General features: G+C 59.5%; 17 protein-coding genes. 9 read left to right on the plus strand and 8 right to left on the minus strand.

Features of this window, described 5'->3' with window-relative positions; translation table 11 throughout:
• Positions 1-201: 201 nt before the first annotated feature.
• The 3 genes from JJN09_RS13280 to JJN09_RS13290 all read right to left on the minus strand — a co-directional run bounded on the left by JJN09_RS13280 (position 202) and on the right by JJN09_RS13290 (position 4,977).
• On the minus strand, positions 202-570 hold the full coding sequence (locus tag JJN09_RS13280) for a DUF6124 family protein (RefSeq protein ID WP_249490527.1): 369 nt from the start codon (positions 568-570) through the stop codon (positions 202-204).
• Positions 571-965: 395 nt separating this feature from the next.
• On the minus strand, positions 966-3,377 hold the full coding sequence (locus JJN09_RS13285; protein WP_249490528.1) for a glucose/quinate/shikimate family membrane-bound PQQ-dependent dehydrogenase: 2,412 nt from the start codon (positions 3,375-3,377) through the stop codon (positions 966-968).
• A gap of 238 nt (positions 3,378-3,615) precedes the next feature.
• Positions 3,616-4,977, minus strand: coding sequence for a carbohydrate porin (locus JJN09_RS13290; RefSeq protein ID WP_249490529.1), 1,362 nt, complete (start codon positions 4,975-4,977; stop codon positions 3,616-3,618).
• Positions 4,978-5,277: 300 nt separating this feature from the next.
• Here JJN09_RS13290 and JJN09_RS13295 point away from each other — a divergent pair, with 300 nt between their 5' ends.
• Positions 5,278-5,508, plus strand: a complete 231-nt coding sequence (locus tag JJN09_RS13295) for a VF530 family DNA-binding protein (protein ID WP_007956650.1) — start codon at positions 5,278-5,280, stop codon at positions 5,506-5,508.
• Between the two features lies 1 nt (position 5,509).
• Positions 5,510-6,148, plus strand: coding sequence for a Pr6Pr family membrane protein (locus tag JJN09_RS13300; RefSeq protein WP_249490530.1), 639 nt, complete (start codon positions 5,510-5,512; stop codon positions 6,146-6,148).
• A gap of 17 nt (positions 6,149-6,165) precedes the next feature.
• Here JJN09_RS13300 and JJN09_RS13305 read toward each other — a convergent pair whose 3' ends face one another.
• Complete coding sequence (locus JJN09_RS13305; RefSeq protein WP_249490531.1) at positions 6,166-6,951, minus strand: siderophore-interacting protein; 786 nt, start codon at positions 6,949-6,951, stop codon at positions 6,166-6,168.
• The gene (locus JJN09_RS13310; RefSeq protein WP_249490532.1) at positions 6,948-7,523 is read right to left on the minus strand and encodes a PadR family transcriptional regulator; all 576 of its coding nucleotides are present in this window, start codon (positions 7,521-7,523) and stop codon (positions 6,948-6,950) included. Before JJN09_RS13310 ends, JJN09_RS13305 begins: the two co-directional genes overlap by 4 nt.
• Positions 7,524-8,027: 504 nt before the next feature.
• Here JJN09_RS13310 and JJN09_RS13315 point away from each other — a divergent pair.
• The 6 genes from JJN09_RS13315 (at position 8,028) to JJN09_RS13340 (ending at position 14,964) form a co-directional block, all read left to right on the plus strand.
• Positions 8,028-8,525: a CS1 type fimbrial major subunit gene (locus JJN09_RS13315; protein ID WP_249490533.1), complete on the plus strand. Its 498-nt coding sequence runs from the start codon at positions 8,028-8,030 to the stop codon at positions 8,523-8,525.
• 81 nt (positions 8,526-8,606) lie between these two features.
• Positions 8,607-11,129, plus strand: a complete 2,523-nt coding sequence (locus JJN09_RS13320) for a CS1-pili formation C-terminal domain-containing protein (RefSeq protein WP_249490534.1) — start codon at positions 8,607-8,609, stop codon at positions 11,127-11,129.
• Between the two features lie 3 nt (positions 11,130-11,132).
• Positions 11,133-12,353, plus strand: coding sequence for a hypothetical protein (locus JJN09_RS13325; protein ID WP_249490535.1), 1,221 nt, complete (start codon positions 11,133-11,135; stop codon positions 12,351-12,353).
• 38 nt (positions 12,354-12,391) lie between these two features.
• Positions 12,392-13,132, plus strand: coding sequence for a molecular chaperone (locus tag JJN09_RS13330; protein WP_249490536.1), 741 nt, complete (start codon positions 12,392-12,394; stop codon positions 13,130-13,132).
• A gap of 19 nt (positions 13,133-13,151) precedes the next feature.
• The gene (locus tag JJN09_RS13335) at positions 13,152-13,655 is read left to right on the plus strand and encodes a CS1 type fimbrial major subunit (protein ID WP_249490537.1); all 504 of its coding nucleotides are present in this window, start codon (positions 13,152-13,154) and stop codon (positions 13,653-13,655) included.
• A 115-nt stretch (positions 13,656-13,770) separates the two neighbouring features.
• Positions 13,771-14,964 (plus strand): hypothetical protein, encoded by a 1,194-nt coding sequence (locus tag JJN09_RS13340; protein WP_249490538.1) that lies wholly within the window; start codon positions 13,771-13,773, stop codon positions 14,962-14,964.
• Between the two features lie 14 nt (positions 14,965-14,978).
• Here the strand turns inward: JJN09_RS13340 and JJN09_RS13345 are convergent, their stop codons facing one another.
• The 3 genes from JJN09_RS13345 to JJN09_RS13355 all read right to left on the minus strand — a co-directional run bounded on the left by JJN09_RS13345 (position 14,979) and on the right by JJN09_RS13355 (position 23,226).
• Positions 14,979-16,832, minus strand: coding sequence for an NEL-type E3 ubiquitin ligase domain-containing protein (locus JJN09_RS13345; RefSeq protein WP_249490539.1), 1,854 nt, complete (start codon positions 16,830-16,832; stop codon positions 14,979-14,981).
• Positions 16,784-19,939: a DUF6543 domain-containing protein gene (locus JJN09_RS13350; protein WP_249490540.1), complete on the minus strand. Its 3,156-nt coding sequence runs from the start codon at positions 19,937-19,939 to the stop codon at positions 16,784-16,786. Before JJN09_RS13350 ends, JJN09_RS13345 begins: the two co-directional genes overlap by 49 nt.
• Before the next feature lie 176 nt (positions 19,940-20,115).
• The gene (locus tag JJN09_RS13355) at positions 20,116-23,226 is read right to left on the minus strand and encodes a transglycosylase domain-containing protein (RefSeq protein ID WP_249490541.1); all 3,111 of its coding nucleotides are present in this window, start codon (positions 23,224-23,226) and stop codon (positions 20,116-20,118) included.
• 498 nt (positions 23,227-23,724) lie between these two features.
• Here JJN09_RS13355 and JJN09_RS13360 point away from each other — a divergent pair, with 498 nt between their 5' ends.
• Positions 23,725-25,143 (plus strand): amino acid permease, encoded by a 1,419-nt coding sequence (locus JJN09_RS13360; protein WP_249490542.1) that lies wholly within the window; start codon positions 23,725-23,727, stop codon positions 25,141-25,143.
• Positions 25,144-25,291 lie beyond the last annotated feature (148 nt).

A 25,291-nucleotide genomic window follows, 5' to 3' on the forward strand; every position in this document is an offset into this window, starting at 1 on the left:
TGGTGGTGGTGGTGGTGGTGGTGCGAGGAAAAGGGAGCCGATGGGAGCCTTAAAACTTGAGTGCAACTCGGTATCTCACGTCGGCGTACCTCTCCCAAACACCTCAGTCAGTCCCCTCTCCCCCCGGGAGAGGGCTAGGGTGAGGGCAGCGCCCAGATTGACACACCACAAGCCATACTCCCGCAGAGATCTCACCCACATTTATGCCGAATATCGACTGACCTCAACATTGTCCAGCACCCGATTCACCGCCAGCTCAGCCAGCATGATGATTTGCTGAATGGCCAGAATCGTCCGCCGCTGCGGAAGGTCGATGTGTGCGGCGATGTCGCTGGTCATGAGGCTGGCCTGTGCCAGTGATTCGCAGGCGTGGACCAGCAGGCTTTCGCTGTCCTGATCGGGTGCGACCTGGAACATGGTGCTGGGTTTATGGAAGCGCAGGGTGGTGGCGTTGGGTTTCAGGTAGTGGTCGAGCGCGCGCTCGGCGGCTTCGTGGAGTTTCTTGGAGTCCGGCGATTCGTAGGGCGATGCGTCGTTTGATTCGGGGGGATTGGGTGTCGGTTTTTTCATTTATTACTCCTCAGGAATGGGTCCATCCCTCTAATTGCCGCGACGCAAAAAGAGGGGTGGCAGCTGTACGCGGGTTCGCGGACCGACCTGAGGCATTCGGCATACCCGAAGGTATCCCGCGCACAGCCACCATAAACAAGCACTTGAGGTGCTGCTATTAAGCGGCGGCAATTATGCCTCAGAAGTCGGGCCGCGACGCCCCATCGCTGAATTTGCAGCGACCCCCAAAGCCTATCCACCCCGTTTCCGAGCGACAACCGACGCGACATGTCAGAAACATCCCCTGCAAATACCCTGTCTGTAGGACATACACCCCCCGTATAAGAAAACGCAGCCCACAAAAAAAGGCGACACCCCTCACAGGGCATCGCCTTTTTCCTTACCGCCGTTAAAGCTTATTCCGGCAGTTTGTAAGCAATCACATAGTCACCCATCTTGGTGCCCAGCGAGCCGTGACCACCCACCACGAGCAGGACGTATTGCTTGCCGTCCTTGCCGGTGTAGGTCATCGGGGTCGCTTGGCCGCCCGCAGGCAGACGCGATTTCCACAGTTCTTTACCGGAGTTCACGTCGTAGGCGCGCAGGTACTGGTCGAGGGTGCCGCTGAGGAAGCCGACGCCGCCAGCAGTAACGATCGAGCCACCCATGCTTGGCACGCCCAGGGTGAAGCCGATCGGGATTGGCGAGCTGTCGCGGCTGGTGCCGTTCTTGCGTTTCCAGACGACTTTGCCGGTGGTCAGGTCGATACCGGCGACGTAGCCCCAGGCAGGTGCCTGGCACGGTACGCCGAGTGGCGACATGAACGGGTGCATGATCACCGCGTATGGCGCGCCGGTGTTCGGTTGCACGCCCGCGGTTTCGCTCTCGCGCTTGCTGCCGGCGGCGACTTCAGCACGCGGCACCATTTTCGAGACGAAGGCCATGTAGTTCGGGCTGGTGAACAGCATCTGGCGAACCGGGTCGACAGACACACCGCCCCAGTTGAACACGCCGACGTTACCCGGGTAGATCAGGCTGCCCTGTTCCGACGGAGGCGTGTATTGGCCTTCGTAGCGCAGTTCCTTGAACTGGATGCGGCACAGCATCTGGTCGAACGGACTGGCGCCCCACATGGCTTTTTCGGTCAGTTCCGGGGCCAGCAGGTTCAGGTCCGAACGGGCCTGGGTCGGGGCGGTGTGATCGCCTTTCACGGCGCCTTGCGGAACCGGGATTTCGCGGATCGGGATGATCGGCGTGCCGTCACGACGGTCGAGGACGTACAGGCTGCCCTGTTTGGTCGGGGCGATCAGCGCAGGTTTGATGCCGTCGGCGGTTTTCATGTCCAGCAGGGTTGGCTGGCTGCCGACGTCCATGTCCCACAGGTCGTGGTGGGTGAACTGGTAGTTCCAGCGCACTTTACCGGTGCTCAGGTCCAGGGCTACTACGCCGGCGCTGAATTTCTCGGCGCCCGGGGTGCGGTCGGCGCCCCACTGGTCTGGGGTCTGGTTGCCCAGTGGCAGGTAAACCATGTTGAGTTTTTCATCAACACTGGCCAGCGACCACATGTTCGCCGAGTTGCGGCTGTAGATCTGGCCCGGGGCCAACGGCTCAGTGGCGTCCGGGTTGTTGCTGTCCCAGTTCCATACCAGATGACCATCGCGCACGTCGTAGGCGCGAATCACGCCGGACGGCTCGTTGGTCGACTCGTTGTCGGTGACGTGACCGCCCATGATCACCAGATCACGAGTAATCGCGGCTGGCGAGGTGGAGTAGTAGCCACCCGGCGTGAACGGGCCGATGCCCTGGGTCAGGTCAACCACGCCTTTGTTGCCGAAGCCTTCGCAGATCTTGCCGGTGTCGGCGTTCAGTGCGATCAGGCGTGCATCGGCGGTCGGCAGGTACAGGCGACGCGGGCATGCCTGAGCGACGGCTTTGCCGGCCTCGGAGATGACAGCGGAGGCGGCGGTTGCAGACTTGGCGTAATCGGCTTCGTCGTAGTACGACACGCCACGGCAGGTCATGTGGGCGAAGCCCTTGAAGCCGACCGGGCTCTTGATCTGCGGGTCGAAGCGCCACAGTTCTTTGCCGGTATCCGGGTCCAGCGCCAGCACTTTGCTGTGAGCGGTGCAGGCGTAGAGCATGCCGTTGGCTTTCAGCGGGGTGTTTTCGTTGGTCAGCTCGACCGGGTCATCAGCGGTCGGCAGATCGCCGGTCTGGATGCGCCAGGCTTCTTGCAGCTTGCCGACGTTGGCCGGGGTGATCTGCTTCAGTGGCGAGTAGCGGTCACCGAATTCGCTGCGGCCGTAGGCCTGCCAGTCGCCATCGGGCATGGCTGGCGCGGTGCTGGTGGTGTCGGCGGTGTCGCGACCCAGTTCGCCGAAGGTTTCGCCCGGGTGGGTGAACAGGCTGGCCAGAGCGGTGACGCCGGCCAGAACCACGGCCACGGTCAGGCCGCCGGTGCCCATCGGTGCAGGACCGTTGAGCAGCAGCGGACGACGGAACCACGGCAACAGCATCACGAAGCCGAGGACAAACCACAGCGCCAGACGCGGCACCAGTTGCCACCAGTCCAGACCGACTTCCCACAGCGCCCAGACGGTGCTGGCGAACAGCACGATGGCGTACAGGCCCAGTGCTGCGCGGCGACGCATCAGCAGCAGAATGCCGGTCAGCGTGATGCCGATACCGGCCAGCAGGTAGTACAGCGAGCCGCCGAGCGTGCTCAGCTTGATTCCCCCGGCCAGCATGGCCAGGCCCATCAGTAGAAGCAGAATGCCGAGCAGGCTCGGTAGCAGACGGCCTCGACTCGAAGCACTTTCGGTGCTCATAGTGTGGTTCTCCGTGACGTTTCAAGTAGTCCCGCGCTGTAGTCACTTTAGATGACGATTGGGCGCGGGCATGGTTCAGATAAAAACTTGTGTAGCTATCGAATTTTCTCAATCCCTGTGGGAGCTGCGGTGCGACGATTCGACTTGCCAGCGATGGCGATCTATCTGCCGGCATATCTGCTGTCTGACCCACCGCTATCGCTGGCAAGCCAGCTCCCACAGGTTTCTTTGTCGTTCTTTAGAACGACGACTGGATCTTGATCCCGCCAATCAGCGCGTCATCGACCTTGTCCACGCCACCCGGATGGCGGATGTATTGCAGGTTCGGGCGCACGGTCAGCCAGTTAGTGACGTGCACGCCGTAATAGAGTTCGGCGCTGTATTCGGTGTCCTGCGGCGGCAGGAAGGACGGATCGTCATAGTCGTAGACGGCGCGGGCCTGGTTGGTCGCTTCGGCGTTCTTGCGGTAGGCCGGGTTGACGTGGACGCGGGCCAGGGCGAAACCGATGTCGTCCTTGGCGCGGGCGTCGAACAGGCCTTTGTAGACCACGCCGGCCTGAACGTAGTTGTCGACGGCGTTGGTCTTCTTGTCGTGCATCGTGCCGTTGGCAAACACGCTCAAGCCGCGGGAGTTGTCGCTGGCGACGCTGGTGATCTGCTGCTGCACGCCGAGCCACACGCCGTGCTTGCTCGAAGCGCTGCGATAGGCTTCGCCGCTCAGGGCTGCCGGCTGGCCGTTGCTGTCTTTATAGGCGTCGGTGGCCTTGGCGTTGCTGTAGTAGTAACCGGCGCGGTACTCGCCCGGCAGGCCGTTGAGCTTCGGCGTCCACACCAGTTCGATCGGCAGGATCGCGCCCTGGGTGCCGCTGCCGCTGAGTTTGAAACCGTTGCCGCGATCGAGGTTCGACGGGTTCTGCTCATAGGCGCCGACCTGCGCGTACAGCTCCGGGGTCAGGTGATATTTCACGCGCAGCGCCCATTGGCTGACCGGCCAGTTGTACCAGATGCCGCCGACCCAGTTGCCGACCTGCGAGCCACAGAACGCCAGGTTCTGGAAGTCGCACGGGAAGCTGTTGAAGTCTTCGCCTTCACCGAAGCGGCCGACCTTGATGTCGAGCTTCTGGTCGAAGAATTTCTGCTGGTACCACATCTGCGTCAGGCGGGTGGTCTGGCCACGGCCCCAGACTTCCTGAGCGGAAGTGAACCCACCGACGCGCGGGTCATTGATGCGGTCGTTGCTGATGTTGTTGCCGCTGCGCTTGGTCACGGTCAACTGGAATTCGGCGTCGTTCCAGCCCAGCAGTTTTTGCAGGTCCAGATGGGTGCCGAGGCCCCATTGATCGCTGTAGCGTGCAGTGCGGTCGTGGTCGTAGCCGCCGTGCAGGTTGCTGCCCATTTCACCGGTGTAGTCGAGCTTGAAGTCGATACCTTTTGCCGAGAGTTCGCTGCGGGTGCCGTTCCAGTCACCGAGCATATACGGTGATTCACTGTCGAAGGCCGGGGCGGCCTGGGTGCAGGTGGCGAGGCCAAGGGCGGTGCAGCCACCGATCAGGCGCAGGGTTGAGATAGCGCTGTCTCGGGAGAACGGAAAATCGGGCATGAATAGGGTCTTTCTTGATCTTTTTGGGGGATAAGCTGGCCGCTACGATTTGACGCAGGCAGTGAAGCGATTCAGCAGAAGGGCGGCAGGATAATGTCCTGTTACAAAAACACAAAGTGCTTTTGCAGACATGAACCCTTTCGGATTCGGTAACAGTGCGTCAATCGATCACATTGCCGGTGTCGACGGAGCCTGCGATCTTGCGCGGTTCACCTACATTTGAAGGAAGGCCTTCCACCGGCTCAGCCCCTCGGCTAAGGTGCGCGGCTTCTGCATTTTCACTTCGCCCAAAGGCCCGGCATGAACGACCACAACCCCGATCCGCTGCACGGCGTAACCCTCGAACAGATCCTCAATGCACTGGTGACCCATTACGAATGGTCGGGCCTGGCCGAGCGCATCGACATTCGTTGCTTCAAGAGCGATCCGACCATCAAGTCGAGCCTGACCTTTTTGCGCAAGACGCCATGGGCTCGCGAGAAAGTCGAACGCCTGTACGTGAAGCTGATGCGCACCAAGCGCCCGCTCTGAGATGAACGCCGTGCGGCGGCGACGCCTGATCACTTCGGCTGCGGTGCTGGGCTGGGCCGGGCTGGGGATTCAGCTGTATCTGATTTTCTTCGCGCGCCTGAGTGTCGACGCCAGTCTGTTGGGCGGGCTGGTGAGTTTTTTCAGTTACTTCACCGTGATCACCAACACCTTGGTGGCAGTGGTGCTGACCTGCGCGGTCACGGGTCGCGAATCCGCTGCCCGGCGCTGGTTTCTGCAACCCTGGGTCAGCAGTGGCATTGCCGTCAGTATTGCCGTAGTCGGCCTGGCTTACAGTATTTTGCTGCGACATCTGTGGCATCCACAGGGCTGGCAGTTTATCGCTGACGAATTGCTCCACGATGTGATGCCTTTGCTGTTCCTGGCGTATTGGTGGGTGTGCGTGCCGAAGGGCTCCTTGCGTCTGAAGCACCTGCCGCTGTGGCTGATCTATCCGCTGGTGTACTTTGCCTATGCGCTGCTGCGCGGGCATCTGCTGGGGGCTTACGCCTATCCGTTCATTGACGTGGCGCTGCTGGGGTATCCACAGGTGTTCGTCAATGCCGGGGGGATTCTGGTGGGGTTTGTGCTGATGGCGTTACTGGTGATCGGGATTGATCGCTGGCAAGGGCGGCGCCTTTAACCGCGCCGCCCCTCGTTTCACTCTTCTTCGGAGCCTTCGGCGCGCCAGTAGCCGACGGCTTTGACGAACTGCTCGTCCAGCCCGTGCTCATCGAGCAGCACCCGACGAATCTGCCGCGAGACTTTCGTTTCGGTCGCCACCCACGCATACAGATTGCCCTTGGGCACCTGAAGCTGCTTGATGGTGGCCAGCAGATTATCTTTGCCGCCTTCACGCAATACCCAGATCACATTGACCTGCGCCGCGCTTTCGAGCGCTTGCTGTTCCTTGCCGTTTTCCACTTCGATCACCACCAGTGCCTTGCGATTGGCCGCCAGGCCTTCGAGGCGGCGGGCGATGGCGGGCAGGGCGGTTTCGTCGCCGATCAGCAGGTAGCTGTCGAAGATGTCCGGCACGATCATCGAGCCACGCGGGCCACCGATGTGCAGGAACTGCCCCGGCTTGACCTGTTCGGCCCAGGTCGAGGCAGGGCCGTCGCCGTGGAGGACGAAGTCGATCTCTAGCTCAAGCTTGTCGAGGTCATAACGACGCGGGGTGTAGTCGCGCATCTCCGGCATCGGCACGTCGCTCTTGCCGGCGCCTAGCACCAGGGTTTCCAGCGCCGCAGCCTGTTCGGCGTTCTGCGGGAACAACAGTTTGACGTGATCGTCGGTGCCCAGGCTGATGAACCCGGCCAGTTCCGGCCCGCCGAGGGTGATGCGACGCATGCGTGGCGTCAGGTCGACCACGCGCAGGACCTCCAGGCGACGGCGTTTGATTTCATGCATCACGCGGTGGATGCCTTGGGTCTGGACTTCAGTCATTCGGCTTTCTCCGGGGCAGATTGAACGGCGGGGCCGTCGACGATGGCTTTGGCGGTGTCGTTGAGCAGGTCGCGCACCCGCAGGATTTCTTCCGGGCTCCAGCGCCCGTGGTGCATTTGCAGGGCGTGGCGCAGGTTATGCACCGCTTCATGGATTTCCGGCGGCCGGTCGTGGCCGCGCAACGAGCGCTTGCTGACGTCGATGCGCATGCGCACGCCGTCCAGCGCTACCGCTTGTTCGCTGAGGGATTGGCGACCCGCATCGGTGACCGCGTAGCGCTTTTTGCCGCCCTCCGCATCGCCGCTGATCATTTCGCTTTCTTCGAGAAACGTCAGGGTCGGGTAGATCACGCCGGGGCTAGGGCTGTAGGCGCCGTCGAACATGGTTTCGATCTGGCGGATCAGGTCGTAGCCGTGGCACGGTTGTTCGGCGATCAGCGCCAGCAACAGCAATTTCAGGTCACCCGGGGCGAATACCCGTGGGCCGCGCCCGCCGCGTTCGCGGCCGTGGCGTTTTTCGAAGCCGTCCCGGCTGTCGCCGTGGTCGCGGTGGGGGGAATGATGGTCTCTCATCTCAGTCTTCTCTCGTCGTGTTTAGATACAACTTAAGATATATCTTTACGACTGAGCAAGGGCTTTTTGCCTGAGAGGAAATGGCAGCTGACGAGTGGTCAGCGGGTGCAGATGGAGCGCTGCCGGATGAACATGGGTATTTATTCATGCAGACAAGAATAACCAGAAAGTTAAAGCTAACACTCTATTAATAGTTGAGTTTATATTCTAAAAAACAAGAGAAGTTCAGTTGGGCGTTGCTGAAGTTGCTGTAATGTTTTTTCTCTATAACTGTGGGTAGGGTAGGGCTTACAGTTATTTTTATATATCTTGATTTTTTGATGTTTTTTCTTTCATGTTGCGAGGTTGTTGAACTACGACTTTGTGGGAAGTTGCCTGCTTACATTCTTGAATGAAGCGCCGATCATGCCCCGGCGTTGAACTTCCATGCTCTCGGGCTTTATCGACCGGTGTGGCATGAACTTCAACGTTTCGATTCCTTAAAAAGAAAACAGGTACTGACCGATGTTCAAGAAAATCGCTTTCGCTGCCCCGCTGGCTGTTCTGGCTCTGAGCTCCTCCGTAGTCTTCGCCGCGGGTGAAGCACGACACTCCATCAGCCTGGTGGCGCATGTACCGACCAACGGTTTTTATGTGGTGCCGACGGATTCTGATCTGGTCAACAAGGATCAGGACATGAGTTTCAGCCCGATCACTGGCGCCATGAAACCGGTGGAAGGTTACTTCGATGTCCGCAACAACAATGGTTCGGTTCACGGCTCGCTGGAAGGCGTTCCGAAACTGGTCGGTGGTTCGAGCATCATCGACCTCAAAGTCGAATTCAACGGCAAGGTGTTGACCCAGACCCCGCAAATGGTCGTCGGCGAATCCGAGTCCGATGTGAACTATCGCGCACCGTTGCGCATTACTGCCACTGGCACCGACTTCACGCCTGGCGATTACACCGGTGCAGTCACCATGATGTTCGACGCGGTTCCGCCGGTCAGCGGCAGCACGCTCTAACCCATGAAGTAACAAAAGCCGGCTGGCTGACACATTTGTCGGTCGGTCGGTCTTTTTCCGTTCGAAATCAGAGTCCGACTCATGTTCCCGATGACACCCATCGCGACTGCGCTTGCGTTGCTGTTTTGTGCCGGTGCAGTGGCGGCTTCCGAACCTGCCGGTACGACACCGCGCAGCTTGCTGGCACAAGCCAAAGGCCTGCCGAAAGACTTCGAAGAACACTTCTTCGATGTTCCTCTGGCTGTTCGGGTGGAGCTCGACCAGCAACCTCTGGGCGAAGCGATGATCGTGCTGAGCCGCGATGACCGCATTACCCTGCTTGAATTTACCGACACCAGCGAAAACCGCTTTGGCGCCGCCGAGCGAGAAAAATGGGCCAGCTATCTCAAGCCCGGCGTGGCGCTGGGCGGATGCAGTAGTCAGTGTCCCGAACAGATGCTGGCGGTGCACTACAACCTGGAAAACTCGCTGGTGTCGATCGTCACCGAGAATGCCGAGCGCGATAGCGAAACCCCGCGCTACTACGAGCAGCCGCAAGACGGCAGCACCGGTCTGATCGTGCGCAATCAGCTCAACCTCAATGGCGGTCAGGATCAGGATCTGGGCGGGCGTTTCGGTCTTGAAGCCAATGGCAGCCTGGGCAACTGGACGCAGACCTTCAATATGCAATTGGCTCGCCTTGGCGGGCCGGACGACCAGCTCTATCACGCCGTGTATGAGCTGCACACCCAACGCGAACTGCAAGGCAGTTTTCTGCGAATGGGCTATTTCACACCGACCTCTGAAGGTTTGACTCGCCAGCCCCGATCATTCGGCAACAGCCCGGATACCACAGTGGGTTTGATGTATGGCAGCTCCGACAGCCTGGCTGTCGATCTGCAGAACCCCAGCGTTTATCCGATCTATGTCACCGCCAACCGTCAGGCCTCGGTGGAAATCCTGCGTGATGGTCTGCTGATCAATACGCAATCAGTACCCGCCGGCCTGCACACCCTCGACACTCGACCGTTGCCCGGCGGCATCTATGAGGTGGAAGTGCGGCTGATCGAGGACGGCCAGATTACCTCGACCACGCAGGAACTGGTCTACAAGCCAAACAACTGGCGCAACACCGATGAGCGCTGGCGCTATAACGTTTTCGCCGGCCAGGAAACCAAACTGCTCAGCAACTGGGACCGACAGGCCAGCGGCGATGCCACGGCCGGCGCTTCACTCAACTATCTGTTGCATCCGCGGGTGATTCTCGGACTATCGGCGCGTCAGGTTCGCGAGAAGTTGCAGTACGGCACCTCCATCGACTGGACCCTGGCCAACAGCGTGAGCATGTTCGCCAATGTCTACAAGACCGAAGACCACGGCACCGGCCTGGATCTGCAAGGCCTTTACAACTATGGGGCCGGTAGCCTGGTGGTCAGCCACAATCGCAGCTGGCTCGACACCACTGATATTTACGACACCTTGCCGGACGGCACCCGCATCCGTCAGCGCAATGTTTTCACCGGGCAGACCAGCAACTCCTCGCTGGCGCTCAATCATCGGGTCAGCCGCAACAGCTCGCTCAATGCCCGGGTCTCCCACAGTGAAGGCAACGTCGAGGGTGTCGGTGTCGATCTGGGCTGGACCCAGCGCACCACGGTATTTGGCAGCGACTCCAACTGGCGATTGTCGCTGTTCGATCGCCCCGGCAGCTATAGCAGCGGCGATGCGCGTAACCGGGGCGTGGACCTGAGCCTCAACGTGGCACTGGGCGGCCCCGGCCAGCAGATCTCCGGCAGTATTGGCTCACGCACCGCCCGTGACGGCAGCCGGGACAACAATGGCTCGCTCGGTTATCGCAAGAACTTCGACAACCACGTGCTGCAAAGCGTGATGGCGACGGTCCTCAGCGACACCTACGGGATCGGCTTGAACGGTCAGGCCAACTTCAGCACCGACGCCATCAATGGCGATGGTTTCGTCCAGCGTTCGTCCTACAACGGCAACTACACCGGCGGCTTGAACCTGGACAGCACCGTGGCCATCGGTGGGCAGGCCATCGTCATGACCAGCCAGCCCCAGGGCCGAGGCGCGGGGATGATTGTGGATGTCGAATCCGACATCGATGGCATCGCCCTGCGCGCGGATGATTTGAGCGGCGGCAGCGCGGCGCTGCGGCCGGGGCGCAACTTCATTCCGATCACGGCTTACAAGAACAGCTCGGTGAGTTTCGACTTCGTCGGCAACGACGTACCAGCAGCCTCCATCGAGCCTGCGCGCACCCGTTATCACCTGAACAAGGGCGGCGTGGACTATCGCAAGGTGCGAGTGATGAAAACCTTCACCGTGCTGGGGCGCCTGCTCGACCCGCAAGGACGACCGCTCAAGGGGCATCACGTCATCAACCACGCCAGCCGTGGGGTCAGTGAAGTCGACGGGTTCTTCTCAATGGAAATGAACGCCGGCTCGCCGACCCTGGAAGTGCGTTTTGCCGATCAGTTGCTGTGCCAGTTCCGCCTCGATCCGCAGCAGGGGCGGGTGGAGAACAACGTGTTGATGATCGGGGATTTGCGGTGCAGTCCGGACACCCTCGCCGATGCGACATTCACTGATCAGAAGGCAGGTTGAGCGATGAAGAAAATACCGTGTTGGCTGGGCCTGCTGGCAGTGCTTGGCATGTCAGCGGCGCAAGCGGCGAATCAGGAGATCCGGGCGTTGTTTCAGCCGGATCCGTCGATGCCGTGGAAAAACACGTTCATCAACAAGACACCGAACAGTGGTTATTGCGCCAGCCATCCGGATCAGTGCTCCGCCAACAATATGTTCAGCATCCAGGTTCCGATTCGCTTCAGTTCAGTGACCCCCATTTTGCAGTTCAGCAGCATTCGGGTAAAGGCGCCGGCCAACTGGCGACGCCTGACGGTGACTAATCCACAAACCCAGGAGACGAAAACCGTCGAGGTACGGATCACCGGTCTGGGCTCAACATATAGTTTGAGTCGGTCGGTCATGGATCTGACTGGCGAAAGCAATCCCCTTGAGGGGCACCGTAAGTTGTGGACCAACAACTCGTGGGTTTATGCGCCCGCTCCGTGTCTGTACAGCGGTGTCGGATACTTGACGCCCACCACTTACCAGTTCTTCTGGAAGACGCCGCAGGAAGCGGAGTGCATGAAATTTGCCGCGTTCACGATTCCGGGCATTCAGTTCGAATACCTGGATATCGCCTATGAACTGCGAACCCCCGACCCGCTGGAGATGTCGTCGGGGCTGTACACCGGATCGTTGACCTACAGCATCGGCCATGGCGGTGACTTCAGCATGGGCACTTCGCTGGTGGTGGACGATTACAGCCTGACCCTGGATTTCGTCCTCGACGTGCAACACACCCTGAAAGTCGACCTGCCGCCGGGTGGCAACCGGATTGCCCTTGAGCCCGAAGGCGGCTGGCAACCCTGGTTGAACACCCGGCGCATTCCCGAGCGGCTGTTTCGCGATCAGACCTTTCACATAACGGCCAGCTCTCGCTTCAAGATGTTCCTGGAGTGCGGTGGCGGTACGGTCACCGATTGTTTTCTGTTCAATGAAGGCAATACCACCACTGCCCGACTGTTGATCAGCGTCAGCCTGCCAGCCGGGTTGAGCGACACCAGCGGCAGGCCGGTGAAACGGCAACGGTTGCGGCCCCTTGAAAGCAATGCCGTGATTTTCCAGCCCGGCATGTACGTGGATCGCCAACAGGGAACGCTGCATTTCGATGTGGACAAGGATGCCATCAAGAACATGTTGACCCTGGATCGGGGCAACAAATATTCGCAAACGGTGGTGGTCATTTTTGACTCGGAAATCTGATTGCGCCGGGTCGTTGGTTTTCAGTGAGAGGTTCAAGCATGAAACAGTTGATGGTTCTGATAGGCATGTGTCTGTTCTGCCAAGTCGCCCAGGCCGGGCCGAATATCAATATCGGTGTGGTCTACGACTACCTGGCCGGCGACAAAAGTACCTACTTGAAACGGGTTTACAACAGCGGTGACAGCACCGCTTTCGTCAAGATCAATGTGCTGGAAATCCTCTACAACGCTGATGGCACATCCACCGAAGTGCCGGTCCAGTCGCAAACCGATGCCTCGGCCCGGGACGGGCTGATGGCCAGTCCCGCGCGCTTGATCATTCCGGCCCAGGGCATGCAGGGCACCCGTTTGCTGTTCATGGGCGAGCGCGACAAGGAGCGCTATTTTCGTGTGCGCTTTGTCCCGGTCGTGCCGGAAAAGGAAGACGAGTTCGCGGTGTCCAGTGAAGAGCGCGAGGACTACAAGAAGACTTTGAAGGCGGGGGTCAACGTCATGGCCGGGTTCGGCACGATTTTTTTCGTGCGGCCCAGGGATGCGCGTTTCGACAGCGTGATCGACGACAGCGCAGGTCGTTACCGGGTGCGCAACAACGGCAACACCGTGGTGGTGATCGACGAATTCAAGAGTTGCTCGAAAACCAGTGAGTCCGAATGCGAACCGACCACCAAGCATCACATCATGGCCGGCAAGACCTTCGAGTTCGAAAAGAAGACCGGGCGCGAGTACCGCTTCATCCTGGTTGAGGGCGACAGCAAAAAGAACCTGAGTACCGCCGGTTGAACCTCACAGGGAACGGACAATGATCAAACAATGGATGGCCCTGACCTCGGCTGCAGGGTTGGCGCTGGTCAGCGCCTGGGCGTTCGCGGCACGGGAGGAGCTGGAGTTCTATGTATCGGTACACATTCCGACGCTTCAGTTCTACGTCATACCCAGTGAGCCGGACTGGATACATCGCGAACAGACGCTGCACTGGGACGTGAATGCTTCCGCGCTGAGTAGCCTGCGCAAACACTTCGATGTCAGGCATGACAGCAGTGCCATCGAGGCACGCCTGGAAAGCTTTCCCTACCTGACCAATGCCAGAGACTCGCAGCAGCACATCATTCTGCGCGTGTTTTTCAACGGCAAGGAACTGAGCCACGATCCCGTTCCACAGCAGGTGGTATCGGCCGAGGAAGCACAGGCTGGGGCGCGGGTCTTACTGGAAATCCAGCCGGTGAAACAATTCGACGGCTACCAGCCCGGCGACTATTACGGCACGGTCAATCTCATGTTCAACGCGGCGGCTCCCAGGGGCTAGAGGAGCACATTAAATCACCCACCATCGCATCTCAATGCAAGGACGTTGCATGAAGTTCAGCTTCGGAAAAAACAGGAAGTTCGTTGGAAACAGTTTGATGTGTGGGCTGGTCGCAATGCTTTCCTCTTCCGCGCAAGCGTTAACCCAGGAAGTGCGCGCCAGTTTCGTTCCCGATCCTGCGGGCCCCCAGAACAACAAGTTCATCGATCAGACCCCGCAAAGCGGCTATTGCGGCATCTATGTGGCCGACTGCAAGGCGTACAACCTGTCGGGTGTCCGCTTGCCATTGCGCTTCGCCTCCGTTCGCTCGATCGAGCCGGGAGCGGCGGTACGCAACGGTGCGATGTTCAAGATTCCGAATCAATGGCGCAGCCTGACGGTGAGGAATGTTGTGAACGGCGAAGTCGCCACGGTTGAAATGAGAATCGGCGGGGTGGGGACGCAGTACGTCTTGAGCGATACGGCGGTGAATCTGACGGGCGCCGCCACTGACCAGCAGGCGCACAACGAGTTGTGGGGCGGCAAAGGCTGGTGGTTTCCCTCAAGGCCTTGTGACGCCGGGGCGATGACCACGCATGGGCCGAACTTCTATCGATCGTTCTGGCGTGGGCCAGCGGAAGCAGTCTGCAGCAAGGAGACGGCGTTCCGGATTCCGTGGATGTCCTACGACTATCTGGATATAGGCTATGAATTGCGTACGCCCAACCCGTTGGCGATGTCGGCCGGTATCTATACCGGCGAACTCACCTACGGCGCAGGCCCGGGTCAGGACATCGATGCGGGGGACAACCTGTTGCCTGGCAATTCAACCATCACCTTCAGATTCGTGCTGGACGTGCAGCACATGCTCAAGGTCGACTTGCCGCCGGGAGGCAACAGGATCGAACTGATACCGCAGGGCGGTTGGCAAGCCTGGTTGCAGGAAGGTCGGCGACCCGTGCGACTGTTCCGGGACCAGACGTTCAGCCTGTCCACTTCATCACGATTCCGGATGTCCTTCGAATGTCAGCACGGCGGTATCGGAGCCTGCGCCTTGCGCGACTCCGAATCGGGCAACACGTTTCCCCAGGTCTATCTGAGTGTCAGTCTGCCCCATGGCATTACCGACAGTGCCGGCCAGCCGGTAACGCACAAGCGCCTCACCGAGCGTCCGACCGATACGCTGTTTCAACCGGGGGAATTCGTGGATCGCGCTCCTGGCGTTCTGCACTTCGAAGTGCCGGGCTACTACATGGAGCACATGTTGCAACCCGGCCAGGCGAAACAGTTTGCCGGCAATGTCACCGTGATCTTCGACTCGGAAGTCTGATCAGGACGATGTCCTCAGGACGGTGTCGGCAACAGGCCATGTTGGCGCATCGCCGTCGTCGTCAACGTGCGGCCAAGACCCTGTCTTCGATAAGCCAGTTCGGAGAGTTCGCGGACGTAGTCTTCATCGCTGATTGGCACGGTTGCGTTCGGTGAATGTCGTTGTTCAAGCCGTGCCAGTTGTCGCTCATAGGACGCGTCGTTGATCTTGTAAGCCTCGGCCTGATGCTCACGCAGATAGCGTTCCCAGAACGGTTGTTCAAGCATCCCGTTGACCAGACCGTCGCCGGTTTCAAGTTCGATCACCGTTGTGTAGGCGTTATCGATGTCGGCTCGCGTTACGCCCGCCACGCCTTCGTACAACATGAACTCGGACTGCCAGGGCAGATCGAGACGGTTGCCGAGACGTGTCTGGTACGCCAGATAGATCTCGACTTCCTCTTCCCGACTCGGCCGGGACAGGGCATCGGCCCGAGCAATTTCGTTCAAGCGCTCCAGGCGCGCGGCGCCTCGGGCCAGTTTCACCAGTTTGCCCTGAAGTTCCCCGGCCGAAGTCGAGTAGGCATAGGCCTGAGATGCGAGTGCGTGGACGCCCATGATGTTGAAGACTTCGGAACTGGCGTCGACGCAGGTCGTCGGCTCCAGTGCGATGTTGAACAATTTTTCGCGCAGCCCGGTATCTATGTCCATGGCATCGATCAGATCCCAGACTCGCCGGGTCAGAATCTGGCGCGAGGTGCCACCGGCCCGGTAGTCGGCGGATCGGGTCAGGCTGTCGATGATCTGGAAAAAGCCTTGCGAGTCCGGTTCGTGCATCAGGTTGTCCCAGGCTTCGTTGCGGTAGGTTGCCAGGCCCGGGTCATCGTTGCTCCAGAACAAAGAGTCGTCACTCATTGACCATTTGTCACGAGCCTTGGAGGCAAGGCTCGAATAGTGGTTCTCCCGAGGCAGTCCCACCGATTCACGGTACTGGTAGACGCTCTCTCGGGCTTCATGCTCCAGGAAACTGATGGCCAAACGGGTACGAGCAACCAGCCAGGCATCGGCCGAGCCCGGTTCGACATTCGGTACGGTCTTGATCGTCGTACCGCTCAGGTCGAGAAAGAAACCGCGAGGGCGCGCGTGAGGCGAAAACAACCCTTCGGGCCAGGCGTCGATACCGGCATATGCCAGGTCCAGCACAGCCAGTCGGGGCATGCGGCTGATGTCCGGTGCACGTCCCAGTTGATTGAGTGAAAGGCGCAGGGTTCGCAGCTGTGTCAGGTCTCTGAGCTGCGCCCATGATTCGGGTGTCAGGCGAATCTGGTTGCGACTGAGCCGCAGGGTTTCCAGCCTCGGCATCTCGGCAACTCTGGCCGGCAGCAGTTTCAGGCCGCACTGTCGGGCGCTGAAGTGCCGCAGGTTGGGGAAGTGCTTCAAGAGCCCGGTGGAGGCAGGTGAGAACCACGCACGATCAAGACTCAGGGTCGTCACCTGATCGAACCATGGTTTGAGATCCGGCAGGGTTCGCCACCATTTCTCAAGGTCAGTCGCCAACAGTTCGGTGGAAAGGTCAAGCGTGTAGCCGGCCTCGAAGTGAACACTGCGCTCGTTGAACACTATGGATTCACGTTTGAAACACGCCAGGATGCGATCGGCAATGGTTCTTGCCCCGGAAGGGATGATGCCGGGGCCATCGGGGTCAAATGCAGCCTGGTACTGTTTCCATTCATCGAGAAGGTCACTCAGACCTCTCAATTGGGCCTCAAGGCCTTTTAGCGTTTCTACAGGATCGAGACCCACTGGTAGCGAGCGGACAAAGGTCTCTAACTCGCGGTCACTCAGTTCCGGATAAAGCTCCTTGACCCGCTGTTCGAGGGGTTTGGCCATTCGGGAAAACACAGGGCCGCGCAACAGGTTTTCGAGTGACGTTTGCACGATTGGCCGGATCGAGGGTTCAAGCAGCAGCGTGCGACGCTCCCCCTTGGTGACTCGCTTTGCGCCATCAACCATTGTTTGAAAGCCCGGCTCTGACCCGGCCTGTATCCGATGTGTTGTCTTGCCTGCTCGGGGATCGTCCGCAAGATCGACTCATACAGATCGGCGGAGCCGAACAGTGGACGGCGGTTGCCATCGAAAACCTCATAGCGGGCATTCCTGTCATGCAGAAGGATGCGAATCTCGCTCGCGTTCGCCGGGCCGACGCTGCAACGCAACGATCCATCGAACGAGCCGTCGTGAATATCGATGCGCAGGTCGCGGTAGGTGTCGGTTTGCAGGCGCAGAACATTCAAGACCAGGCGCTCGGTGTCCGGAGTTGGTCGCTCAAGCTCGCCAAACCCTTCATAGGCACGGGTCGTGCGGGTTTCGAACGCGCATTCGCGAGCGCTGGCCTTGAAGTCGAGAGGCAGACGGCGGTCGTTGTCGAGTGCTTCCAGTTCAGGTTGACGGGCATGATCCACCAGACGTCTGGCGATGGCGGTCGGCAAATCCGGGTATTGACGCTGCAACTTGAAAATCCGTGGATCATCGCTGGCCGTGCGATTGCGATAGGTGTATTGCGAAATGTCCGGCCGGCGCGCGTCGACCACGTCGGCCAGCAGATTGCGCAGGGCTTGTACCTGCTGCGTCTTTGGCAGCCTTGCGCCGAGCAGGCGCTCCAGTTGCGCCTCATTCAGAAAACCGGCCACTCGCTCAGGCAGCCTGCCGGCCATGATGTCCGCAACGCTCATGGTCAGTGTTCGTGACGGGTGTGCACCGGCGTTGCCGTAGGTGTGAGCCGGGCCGCTTTCGTCGGCACTATGAATCACCTTCAGCGCGCAATCCTCGGGCCATCCCGGCAGTTCGGTCACCAGTTGTTCGAACCAGTAGGAGGAGGGGTCCATCGGGTGTCCGCTGCGGATGTCGTCGCGGGCTGTTTCGGTATCGCGCGATGCCCGGGAGCGTTCGAGTGTGTCTTCCAGCAGCAAGGGAGGCGGATCGTTGTCGACATACATCTGACGCAGTGCGTGTTCTTCGGTGCCGCTGATCTGGCGGATATCCTGCAATTGCGGGTCGCTGAAACCTTCGGCCATGGGGCCGAGGCGCTGCATCAGTTTTGCACCTGCCCAGTCGTCAGGATTTTCACCTTCATGGACCCAGGCACCGCGATCGTTGAAACGAACCTTCGGTGCGTAGGCGCGGGGGCGTTCTGGATGCTGGATACGATACTGAGCGTTGTGGGAATCCTGTCTGACCTCATAGTGCTTGCCATCAAGCGACAGCACGTTTTTACCGTCATGTTGATACAGGCCCTTGGCGTCACGACGCGAACCGGGCGGAGGTGGTGAACCGTCGAGCGCGTAGGGTTCGAGATCGGGGTGCCACAAGCGGGTTTCGCCGTCGGGGGAGATGACCGGCTTGGTGTTGTCGACAAAGGACGAAACCTTGAGGCGGAATTCATTGCCGATGAAACTGCCGGTGGCAAATGCAGCGAACTGAATGAAATCGGTCAGAACCCCGAGCACCTGTTCGCCGAAGGCAGCCCAATGCTCTTCTGCCAGATCAATCCAGCCTTCGACGGTATCGGTGATCATCTGGTAGGCGGTATAGGCCAGCATGAGTTCACCCACCACGGGGACGAAGGGGGTGATCACCCATAAGGCCGCGTTGAGAATGTCCGAGAGAATCTTTTCGAAGTTGTCCCACCACGCCCAACGCTCGCTTCGATCGGCCATTTCCGTCGAGACGGCTATGTCTCGTGCGTCGTTGAAGATTTTGTCGATTTTTCGCTGGTACTGATGCTTCCACAGATTCTGCGTGATCGGTCGCACCTTAAATGCCAGTTGGGGTTTCTCTACCGGCGTAGGGCGCCATGTCGGGCCCGGATCCAGGCGATCCTTTTCCTTCGGCCATTTGAATTCGTTCAGTCGCTGGTCGAGACCTGCGAAAAAAAGCCCACGCTGTTGCTGATCGATGAACTGACTGAAGAACTGCCAGTAATTGCCCTGGCCTTCGGAGATCCTATGGTTGGCACGCAGTTGACGGGTCAGTTCCCTGGCGAACTCCAGTGACGAGGCGTATTCCTTCAACGGATGCTCGGGATCATGGGGAACGTAAGCGATCATCCTGTCTTCGCCAGCACTTTGTTGTTCGACCGAAGTGAACAGCACGATCCCGATCAATGGGGCGTCCAGCATCGAGAGTTCACAACACTGCATGACCTTGCCGTCCAGCGTCAGCCCGGTCTGCCCTTCGGCCATCCCCAGGATGACTTGATGGGCATCGCTGCCGATGTCGTGGGTCAGCAGGGCCAGATGCGCAGCGAGTATCAGTGTGGCTTTCTGGCTGTCCGTGGTCTGTGTCTCGATCCTGGCTCTGGAAACGGGATCTCGGGGCAACAAGTGGTGTCGCAGATAACGGGTATACCGTTTGCCGATATCAAGCTCCCGAGACAAGGCCTTGAACTGTTCGATGGACATCTTTCGCTTGATATCCAAGACATCGAAGTGCCCGTTTTCATCGGGTTTGCTGATGAAGTCGGAATCGGCAGTAAAAGTTTCGTGAGTGGCAAAGTTATGCAGCGCCGCCTCCAGCAATGACACGGTGCGACTGGCAAAGCCGGGGAGCACATTGATGACGTACCAAGGCAGGTCTTTGGGGAAATACAATCTTAAGTAAGTTCTCTTGACATTAACGGTCAGGTCGAACTTTTCTTTTAATTCGCGCTTGAGCAGGTGTGCGGCGAACGATTCAAGACTTTTTATTTCGCCAAGGGCCTGGTCGGTCTGGTTCTGTGCCTGCCAGGCGTCCAGATTTGCCGCTTTCGTTGACGCCTGGTGCTGTTTTTCGTGCCACGGATGTTTTTTCAGGGAGGCTTTGTTCAATGCCAGAGCCCGGTGCATTGAAGTTTGTTTGAATGTGTCGTGAATGTTGTTTTTTATGAGTTCGTAGTGTCGGCCTTTTGGCTCGAAAGAGTTCGGTGCGAGGCTGTTGCTGTCTAATTGAAAGTTGGACATCTGAATTCCATTTCGTTTGGCAGAGGATGACTAGCGTATTCCTCTGCTTCTTAAATAAAAGTCAAAATATCCTGTCGGAAGGCGGGCTCAAGCACTGATTTATGTTCTTGAATTTGAATGCGAAACTTAAATAAATATGACCCTGCGATGAAATTGGAGCCGTCACGCGCCGCGCTTCAACGGCGCGCAACTTCCACAGGCTGACATTGCGTGTGATTGCCCGGTTGCAGATAGTTGTTGAGGATCGGCGCCATGCCTTTGAGCACCTGCACCGGCAATGCCGAGGTGAACTTGAAATTCTCCGCGGAGCGCCCGGGAACATAAGCGGTGAGCGTACCGAAGTGGGTGTCGCCGATGTAGAACACAAAGGTCGCGGTGCGGTTGATCGATTTGGAACTGAGGATCCGTCCGCCGGAGCCGATGGCTTCGATGCGGTTGTCACCAGTGCCGGTCTTGCCGCCCATGATGAGTGGTTGGCCGTCGGCCATTTTGAAACTGCCTGAAACACGTTTGGCCGTTCCCGAGTCCACCACTTGCGACAACGCCTCGCGCATCGCTTTGGCCACTTCCGACGGCATCACTCGTTTGCCCACATGCGGGTCGTTGACCAAGCGGGTTTCGTAGGGGGTGCCGGCGGCAAAGTGCAGGCTGTCGATACGCAGCGTCGGCATGCGTACGCCGTCGTTGAGGATGGTGCCGATCAACTCCGCCAGCGCGGCGGGGCGGTCGCCGGAGCTGCCGATGGCCGTGGCCAGCGACGGCACCAGGTGATCGAACGGATAGCCGACTTTCTGCCAGCGCTGATGGATGTCGAGGAACGCTTCGATCTCCAGCATGGTGCGGATACGGCTGTCGCGGGCGCCCTTGTGCTTGCTCTTGAACAGCCAGCTGTAGACTTCCTGACGTTCGAACTGGCTGGCCTTGACGATCTGGCCCCAGGTCGCGTCCGGATGGTTGAGCAGGTAGCCGATCAGCCACAGGTCCAGCGGGTGGACCTTGGCAATGAAGCCCTGGTCCGGCAGGTCATAGGTGCCGGGACCGTAGGCCAGATAGAGACGCTCCATGCGCTCGTCGGTGAGTTTTTCGGTGATTTTGACGCCCTTGAGGTGCGAGCGCACGAAGGTGTTGAAGTCTTCCTGACTGGCGTTGGGCAGCAAGTAACGGTGCACGGCGGCCATGCGGATCGGCGTCGGACGCATGCTGTCGAGGAAGGTTTCCAGGCGTGCCTGGGTGTCCTTGTTCTTGTACTTCTTCCAGAACTTGAGCAGGAACGAGGTGCCTTCGCGATCGGCGAACGAGGCCAGGTATTCCTGACGCCGCGGGTCGCGGTCGTCCTTGAGCAGCTCGGCGCTGTTGTTGGGGCCGGAGTAGGTGGTGTAGCGCACCAGATCACGCATCAGGCGAATGAACGGCAGGTTGATCGACTCGCGCAGGGCATCGCGCAGGGTCGGCATGCGGCCGTTGTCTTCCTTGCGGAAGTTGTGGAACACGTGCAGGCCGCCGCCGGTGAAAAACGCCTCACCGGGGCTGGCGGAGTATTTGCGGTCGAGGGCTGCGCCGAGCATCTTCGACAGGTCGTGATCCTTGTTCTGGATCAGGTAATCGATCACCCACTGGCTCAGGCGATCCTGATCCGGCACCTCGACCTTCTTCAGTTCCGGCACGGTCATGGCGCCGTACTTGTCATGCAGTTCGGAGATGATTTGCAGGTAGGTGGTCAGCACCCGCATCTTCGCCGTGGAGCCCAGCTCCAGTTTGCTGCCCTCGTTGATATCGAACGGCTGGTCGGTGCTGTCGGTCTGCACCCGCACCCGCGATCCGTCCGGGGTCAGTTCGAACAGGGTGAAGCTGTAGCGAACCTGAGTGGTGCTGGTGGGCGTCAGCAGACGTTCGCCGAGCAGACCGATTTCGGCGGCATAGGCCGGGTCGGCGAGTTTTTTCAGGTAGGCGGTGGCCTCGGTTTGCAGTTCGCCTTGCAGGGTGCTGGTGGCGGACAGGTCGAGGCGGTCGAGGTCGTACAGCGGACGATTGAGCATCGAGGCCAGCCGGCTGCGGGCGACGCTGATGCCTTTGTTGGTCTCGATCGGCTGGATGGTCGGTTGGGTCTGCCAGTCGCGGTAGGTGACCTTGCTGGCCAGGGAAGCATCGGCCAGCGCTGCGTCAATAACGCCATTCTGTTTGAGCAGCCGCAAATGGCTGTCGGTAAGGTCGGCCAGCTCTTCGCGGCCCTTGGTCAGGTAATGGGAAGGGCGGCGCTGGGCGATCATCAGCGAGAGCATTTCGCGCAGGGCCAGGCCCTTGTCCGCCAGTGTCTTCGGATCGGTCGCGGTGCTCGCCAGTTTTGCGTTGGCTTCGTTGAAGTCGGCGCCGTACCAGACGCGCAAACCCTCGGCCATGCCGTGGACTTCACCGTGCCCCGGCACTGCCGACAACGGCACGCTGTTGAGGTAGTCACGAATGATGTTGCGCCGCGCCGGCAAGGTATCCGGGCCCGCCTGATAGGCGCGCACGCTGGCGGAAATCATCTGACGGATTTTCTCGGCACCGTTCACCGTCAGTCCGTCAGGCGAGTGGCGATACTTTTCCAGCTGCGTGGCCAAGGTGCTGCCGCCCGCCGACTGCCCTGGCAGGTGCAGCAATTTTGCGACTTGCGACCAGGCGGCCATGCCGAAGCGCGGCCAGTCCACCGCCGGGTTGGCCATCGGCTGGTTGGGGTCGAGCAGGAAGCGGTTCTCGATGAACAGCAGACTGCTGACCACCACCGGCGGAATCGACTCGAAACTCGAATACAGCTGCTGTGGGTAGTTGTACTGATACAGCGGCGCCGCGCGGCAATCGGTGATCGACAGCCCGGCCTGGATTTTCTCGGAGTAGGGCACGAACAGGCCCTTGTCGGTATAGCCGAGCAGGGCCGGCGAGAAGCGCGTCTGTTCGGTGATCACGTAATTGCGCTTGAGCAATCGCGGCAGGAATTCGTCCAGCGAGCTGTAGCCCAGACGCAGATCGAACGGCCCGTTGCCCGGATATCGAATGGCTTCGCTGGGACCCGGTTGCAGTTCATAGGTCAGTCTGGCGGCGTACTGGCTGACCTCGTGGGATTGAAAACGCGAAGTGCGCATTTCCTTCATCGCGGCCAGACCCACCACAATTGCAATGATCAACAACAGGAGCCAGAAAGCCTTCCACCCATGCCGGTTACGACGGGGTTTCTCAGGTACAGGCGCTTCATCCACACGTTCAGTCGGAACCACTTTTTCACTCGAATCGGTTTGCCACAAAGCGCCCATAGTCGATTGATCCATTCACGCAGATTGATCGGACTTGACTGAAGCTTAGTCGGTGGTTGGCGCGGGTGAAAAAATTGTGAAGCCACGACCCTGAACAAATCTGCAAATCCGTCTGCCACTTTGCGGGGGGCAATCGCAAGCCCGAAAAGGCCGGAACAGAGCGGTCCTGAGGTCAATGCGACTTGGGTGGGGGCATGACGCTGCACCATTGCTGTGCAATACTCCGCGCCCATTTCGGTAGTGAAAAATCGGGTGTTTTCAGGAGTGTTTGTCTCGAAAACGCGATTGATAGCGATAGTTGTCGCTGAATGTCGCGCCTTTTAGAGTGAAATATCCTGCTGGAAGCTTTTTATACTGCCAGCCCCGCTGATCCTCCAGGTCTGGCCCTGAAGGACGCATCTGCCCACGAGGCAGGCGCGGTGTCGGGAAGCCAAGGCCTATCGGTCGACGCTTCGACACACGGTGGTCTATCCAATAACAAGACGAGGATGTCCCCAAATGCCAACAGGCAATCACCTGCCTCATGGCGAGACCGCTCAAGGCGGCCCGCTCAAACGCGAACTCGGCGAACGGCACATTCGCCTGATGGCGCTCGGCGCCTGTATCGGTGTCGGTCTGTTCCTGGGTTCGGCCAAGGCCATCGAAATGGCCGGCCCGGCGATCATGCTTTCGTACATCATCGGTGGTCTGGCGATCCTGGTGATCATGCGCGCCCTCGGCGAGATGGCCGTGCACAACCCGGTGGCCGGCTCCTTCAGCCGCTACGCACAGGATTATCTCGGCCCATTGGCAGGGTTTCTCACCGGCTGGAACTACTGGTTCCTGTGGCTGGTGACCTGCGTTGCCGAAATCACGGCGGTGGCGGTGTACATGGGCATCTGGTTCCCCGATGTGCCGCGCTGGATCTGGGCGCTGGCGGCGCTGGTCAGCATGGGCTCGATCAACCTGATCGCGGTGAAGGCTTTCGGTGAGTTCGAGTTCTGGTTCGCCCTGATCAAGATCGTCACCATCATCGCCATGGTGCTCGGCGGCATCGGCATCATTGCCTTCGGTTTCGGCAACGACGGTGTGGCGCTGGGGATTTCCAACCTGTGGGCCCACGGCGGCTTCATGCCCAACGGCGTGACGGGCGTGTTGATGTCCCTGCAAATGGTGATGTTCGCCTACCTCGGTGTGGAAATGATCGGCCTGACCGCCGGTGAAGCGAAGAACCCTCAGAAGACCATCCCGAATGCGATCGGCTCGGTGTTCTGGCGGATCCTGCTGTTCTACGTCGGCGCACTGTTCGTGATCCTGTCGATCTACCCGTGGAATGAAATCGGCACTCAGGGCAGTCCGTTTGTGATGACCTTCGAGCGTCTGGGCATCAAGACCGCCGCCGGCATCATCAACTTCGTGGTGATCACCGCAGCGCTGTCGTCGTGCAACGGTGGCATCTTCAGCACCGGGCGCATGCTCTACAGCCTGGCGCAGAACGGTCAGGCGCCGGCCGGCTTCGCCAAGACCTCCAACGGCGTGCCGCGTCGGGCGTTACTGCTGTCGATCTTCGCGCTGCTGCTGGGCGTGCTGCTCAACTATCTGGTACCGGAAAAAGTCTTCGTCTGGGTGACCTCGATCGCCACCTTCGGCGCCATCTGGACCTGGGTGATGATCCTGCTGGCACAGCTCAAATTCCGCAAAGGCCTGAGCGCCTCTGAACGGGCCGGCCTGAAGTACAAGATGTGGCTGTTCCCGGTCAGCTCGTATCTGGCGCTGGCGTTCCTGGTGCTGGTGGTTGGCCTGATGGCTTACTTCCCGGACACTCGCGTGGCGCTGTATGTCGGCCCGGCATTTCTGGTGCTGCTGACCGTTTTGTTCTATGTGTTCAAGCTGCAGCCGAGCGATGCGTCCCAGGGCGCGGTGCGTTCGGCTTCGTAATTCGTTGTTGCTGAAACTTGAAAGCCCCGGTCGAAAGTCCGGGGCTTTTTCGTGGGTGCGAGGTTGATGCCGCTGGTCTGAAAGCGCCGCAAAAAACGACTTCTGATTCAGAGTCATGTTCGAAGGTTTATCTACGTTGTTTCCAGCG

It is taken from the genome of Pseudomonas sp. HS6, from assembly GCF_023375815.1.
Taxonomy (GTDB): domain Bacteria; phylum Pseudomonadota; class Gammaproteobacteria; order Pseudomonadales; family Pseudomonadaceae; genus Aquipseudomonas.

What these genes read in the sequence shown, in the direction of transcription:
- JJN09_RS13345 (WP_249490539.1), bottom strand. Translation starts at nt 16,832, where the DNA reads ATGGCCAAACCCCTCGAACAGCGGGTCAAGGAGCTTTATCCGGAACTG.
- JJN09_RS13360 (WP_249490542.1), top strand. Translation starts at nt 23,725, where the DNA reads ATGCCAACAGGCAATCACCTGCCTCATGGCGAGACCGCTCAAGGCGGC.
- JJN09_RS13300 (WP_249490530.1), top strand. Translation starts at nt 5,510, where the DNA reads ATGAACGCCGTGCGGCGGCGACGCCTGATCACTTCGGCTGCGGTGCTG.
- JJN09_RS13285 (WP_249490528.1), bottom strand. Translation starts at nt 3,377, where the DNA reads ATGAGCACCGAAAGTGCTTCGAGTCGAGGCCGTCTGCTACCGAGCCTG.
- JJN09_RS13350 (WP_249490540.1), bottom strand. Translation starts at nt 19,939, where the DNA reads ATGTCCAACTTTCAATTAGACAGCAACAGCCTCGCACCGAACTCTTTC.
- JJN09_RS13335 (WP_249490537.1), top strand. Translation starts at nt 13,152, where the DNA reads ATGATCAAACAATGGATGGCCCTGACCTCGGCTGCAGGGTTGGCGCTG.
- JJN09_RS13320 (WP_249490534.1), top strand. Translation starts at nt 8,607, where the DNA reads ATGTTCCCGATGACACCCATCGCGACTGCGCTTGCGTTGCTGTTTTGT.
- JJN09_RS13355 (WP_249490541.1), bottom strand. Translation starts at nt 23,226, where the DNA reads ATGGGCGCTTTGTGGCAAACCGATTCGAGTGAAAAAGTGGTTCCGACT.
- JJN09_RS13290 (WP_249490529.1), bottom strand. Translation starts at nt 4,977, where the DNA reads ATGCCCGATTTTCCGTTCTCCCGAGACAGCGCTATCTCAACCCTGCGC.
- JJN09_RS13330 (WP_249490536.1), top strand. Translation starts at nt 12,392, where the DNA reads ATGAAACAGTTGATGGTTCTGATAGGCATGTGTCTGTTCTGCCAAGTC.
- JJN09_RS13325 (WP_249490535.1), top strand. Translation starts at nt 11,133, where the DNA reads ATGAAGAAAATACCGTGTTGGCTGGGCCTGCTGGCAGTGCTTGGCATG.
- JJN09_RS13340 (WP_249490538.1), top strand. Translation starts at nt 13,771, where the DNA reads ATGCTTTCCTCTTCCGCGCAAGCGTTAACCCAGGAAGTGCGCGCCAGT.
- JJN09_RS13280 (WP_249490527.1), bottom strand. Translation starts at nt 570, where the DNA reads ATGAAAAAACCGACACCCAATCCCCCCGAATCAAACGACGCATCGCCC.
- JJN09_RS13315 (WP_249490533.1), top strand. Translation starts at nt 8,028, where the DNA reads ATGTTCAAGAAAATCGCTTTCGCTGCCCCGCTGGCTGTTCTGGCTCTG.
- JJN09_RS13305 (WP_249490531.1), bottom strand. Translation starts at nt 6,951, where the DNA reads ATGACTGAAGTCCAGACCCAAGGCATCCACCGCGTGATGCATGAAATC.
- JJN09_RS13310 (WP_249490532.1), bottom strand. Translation starts at nt 7,523, where the DNA reads ATGAGAGACCATCATTCCCCCCACCGCGACCACGGCGACAGCCGGGAC.
- JJN09_RS13295 (WP_007956650.1), top strand. Translation starts at nt 5,278, where the DNA reads ATGAACGACCACAACCCCGATCCGCTGCACGGCGTAACCCTCGAACAG.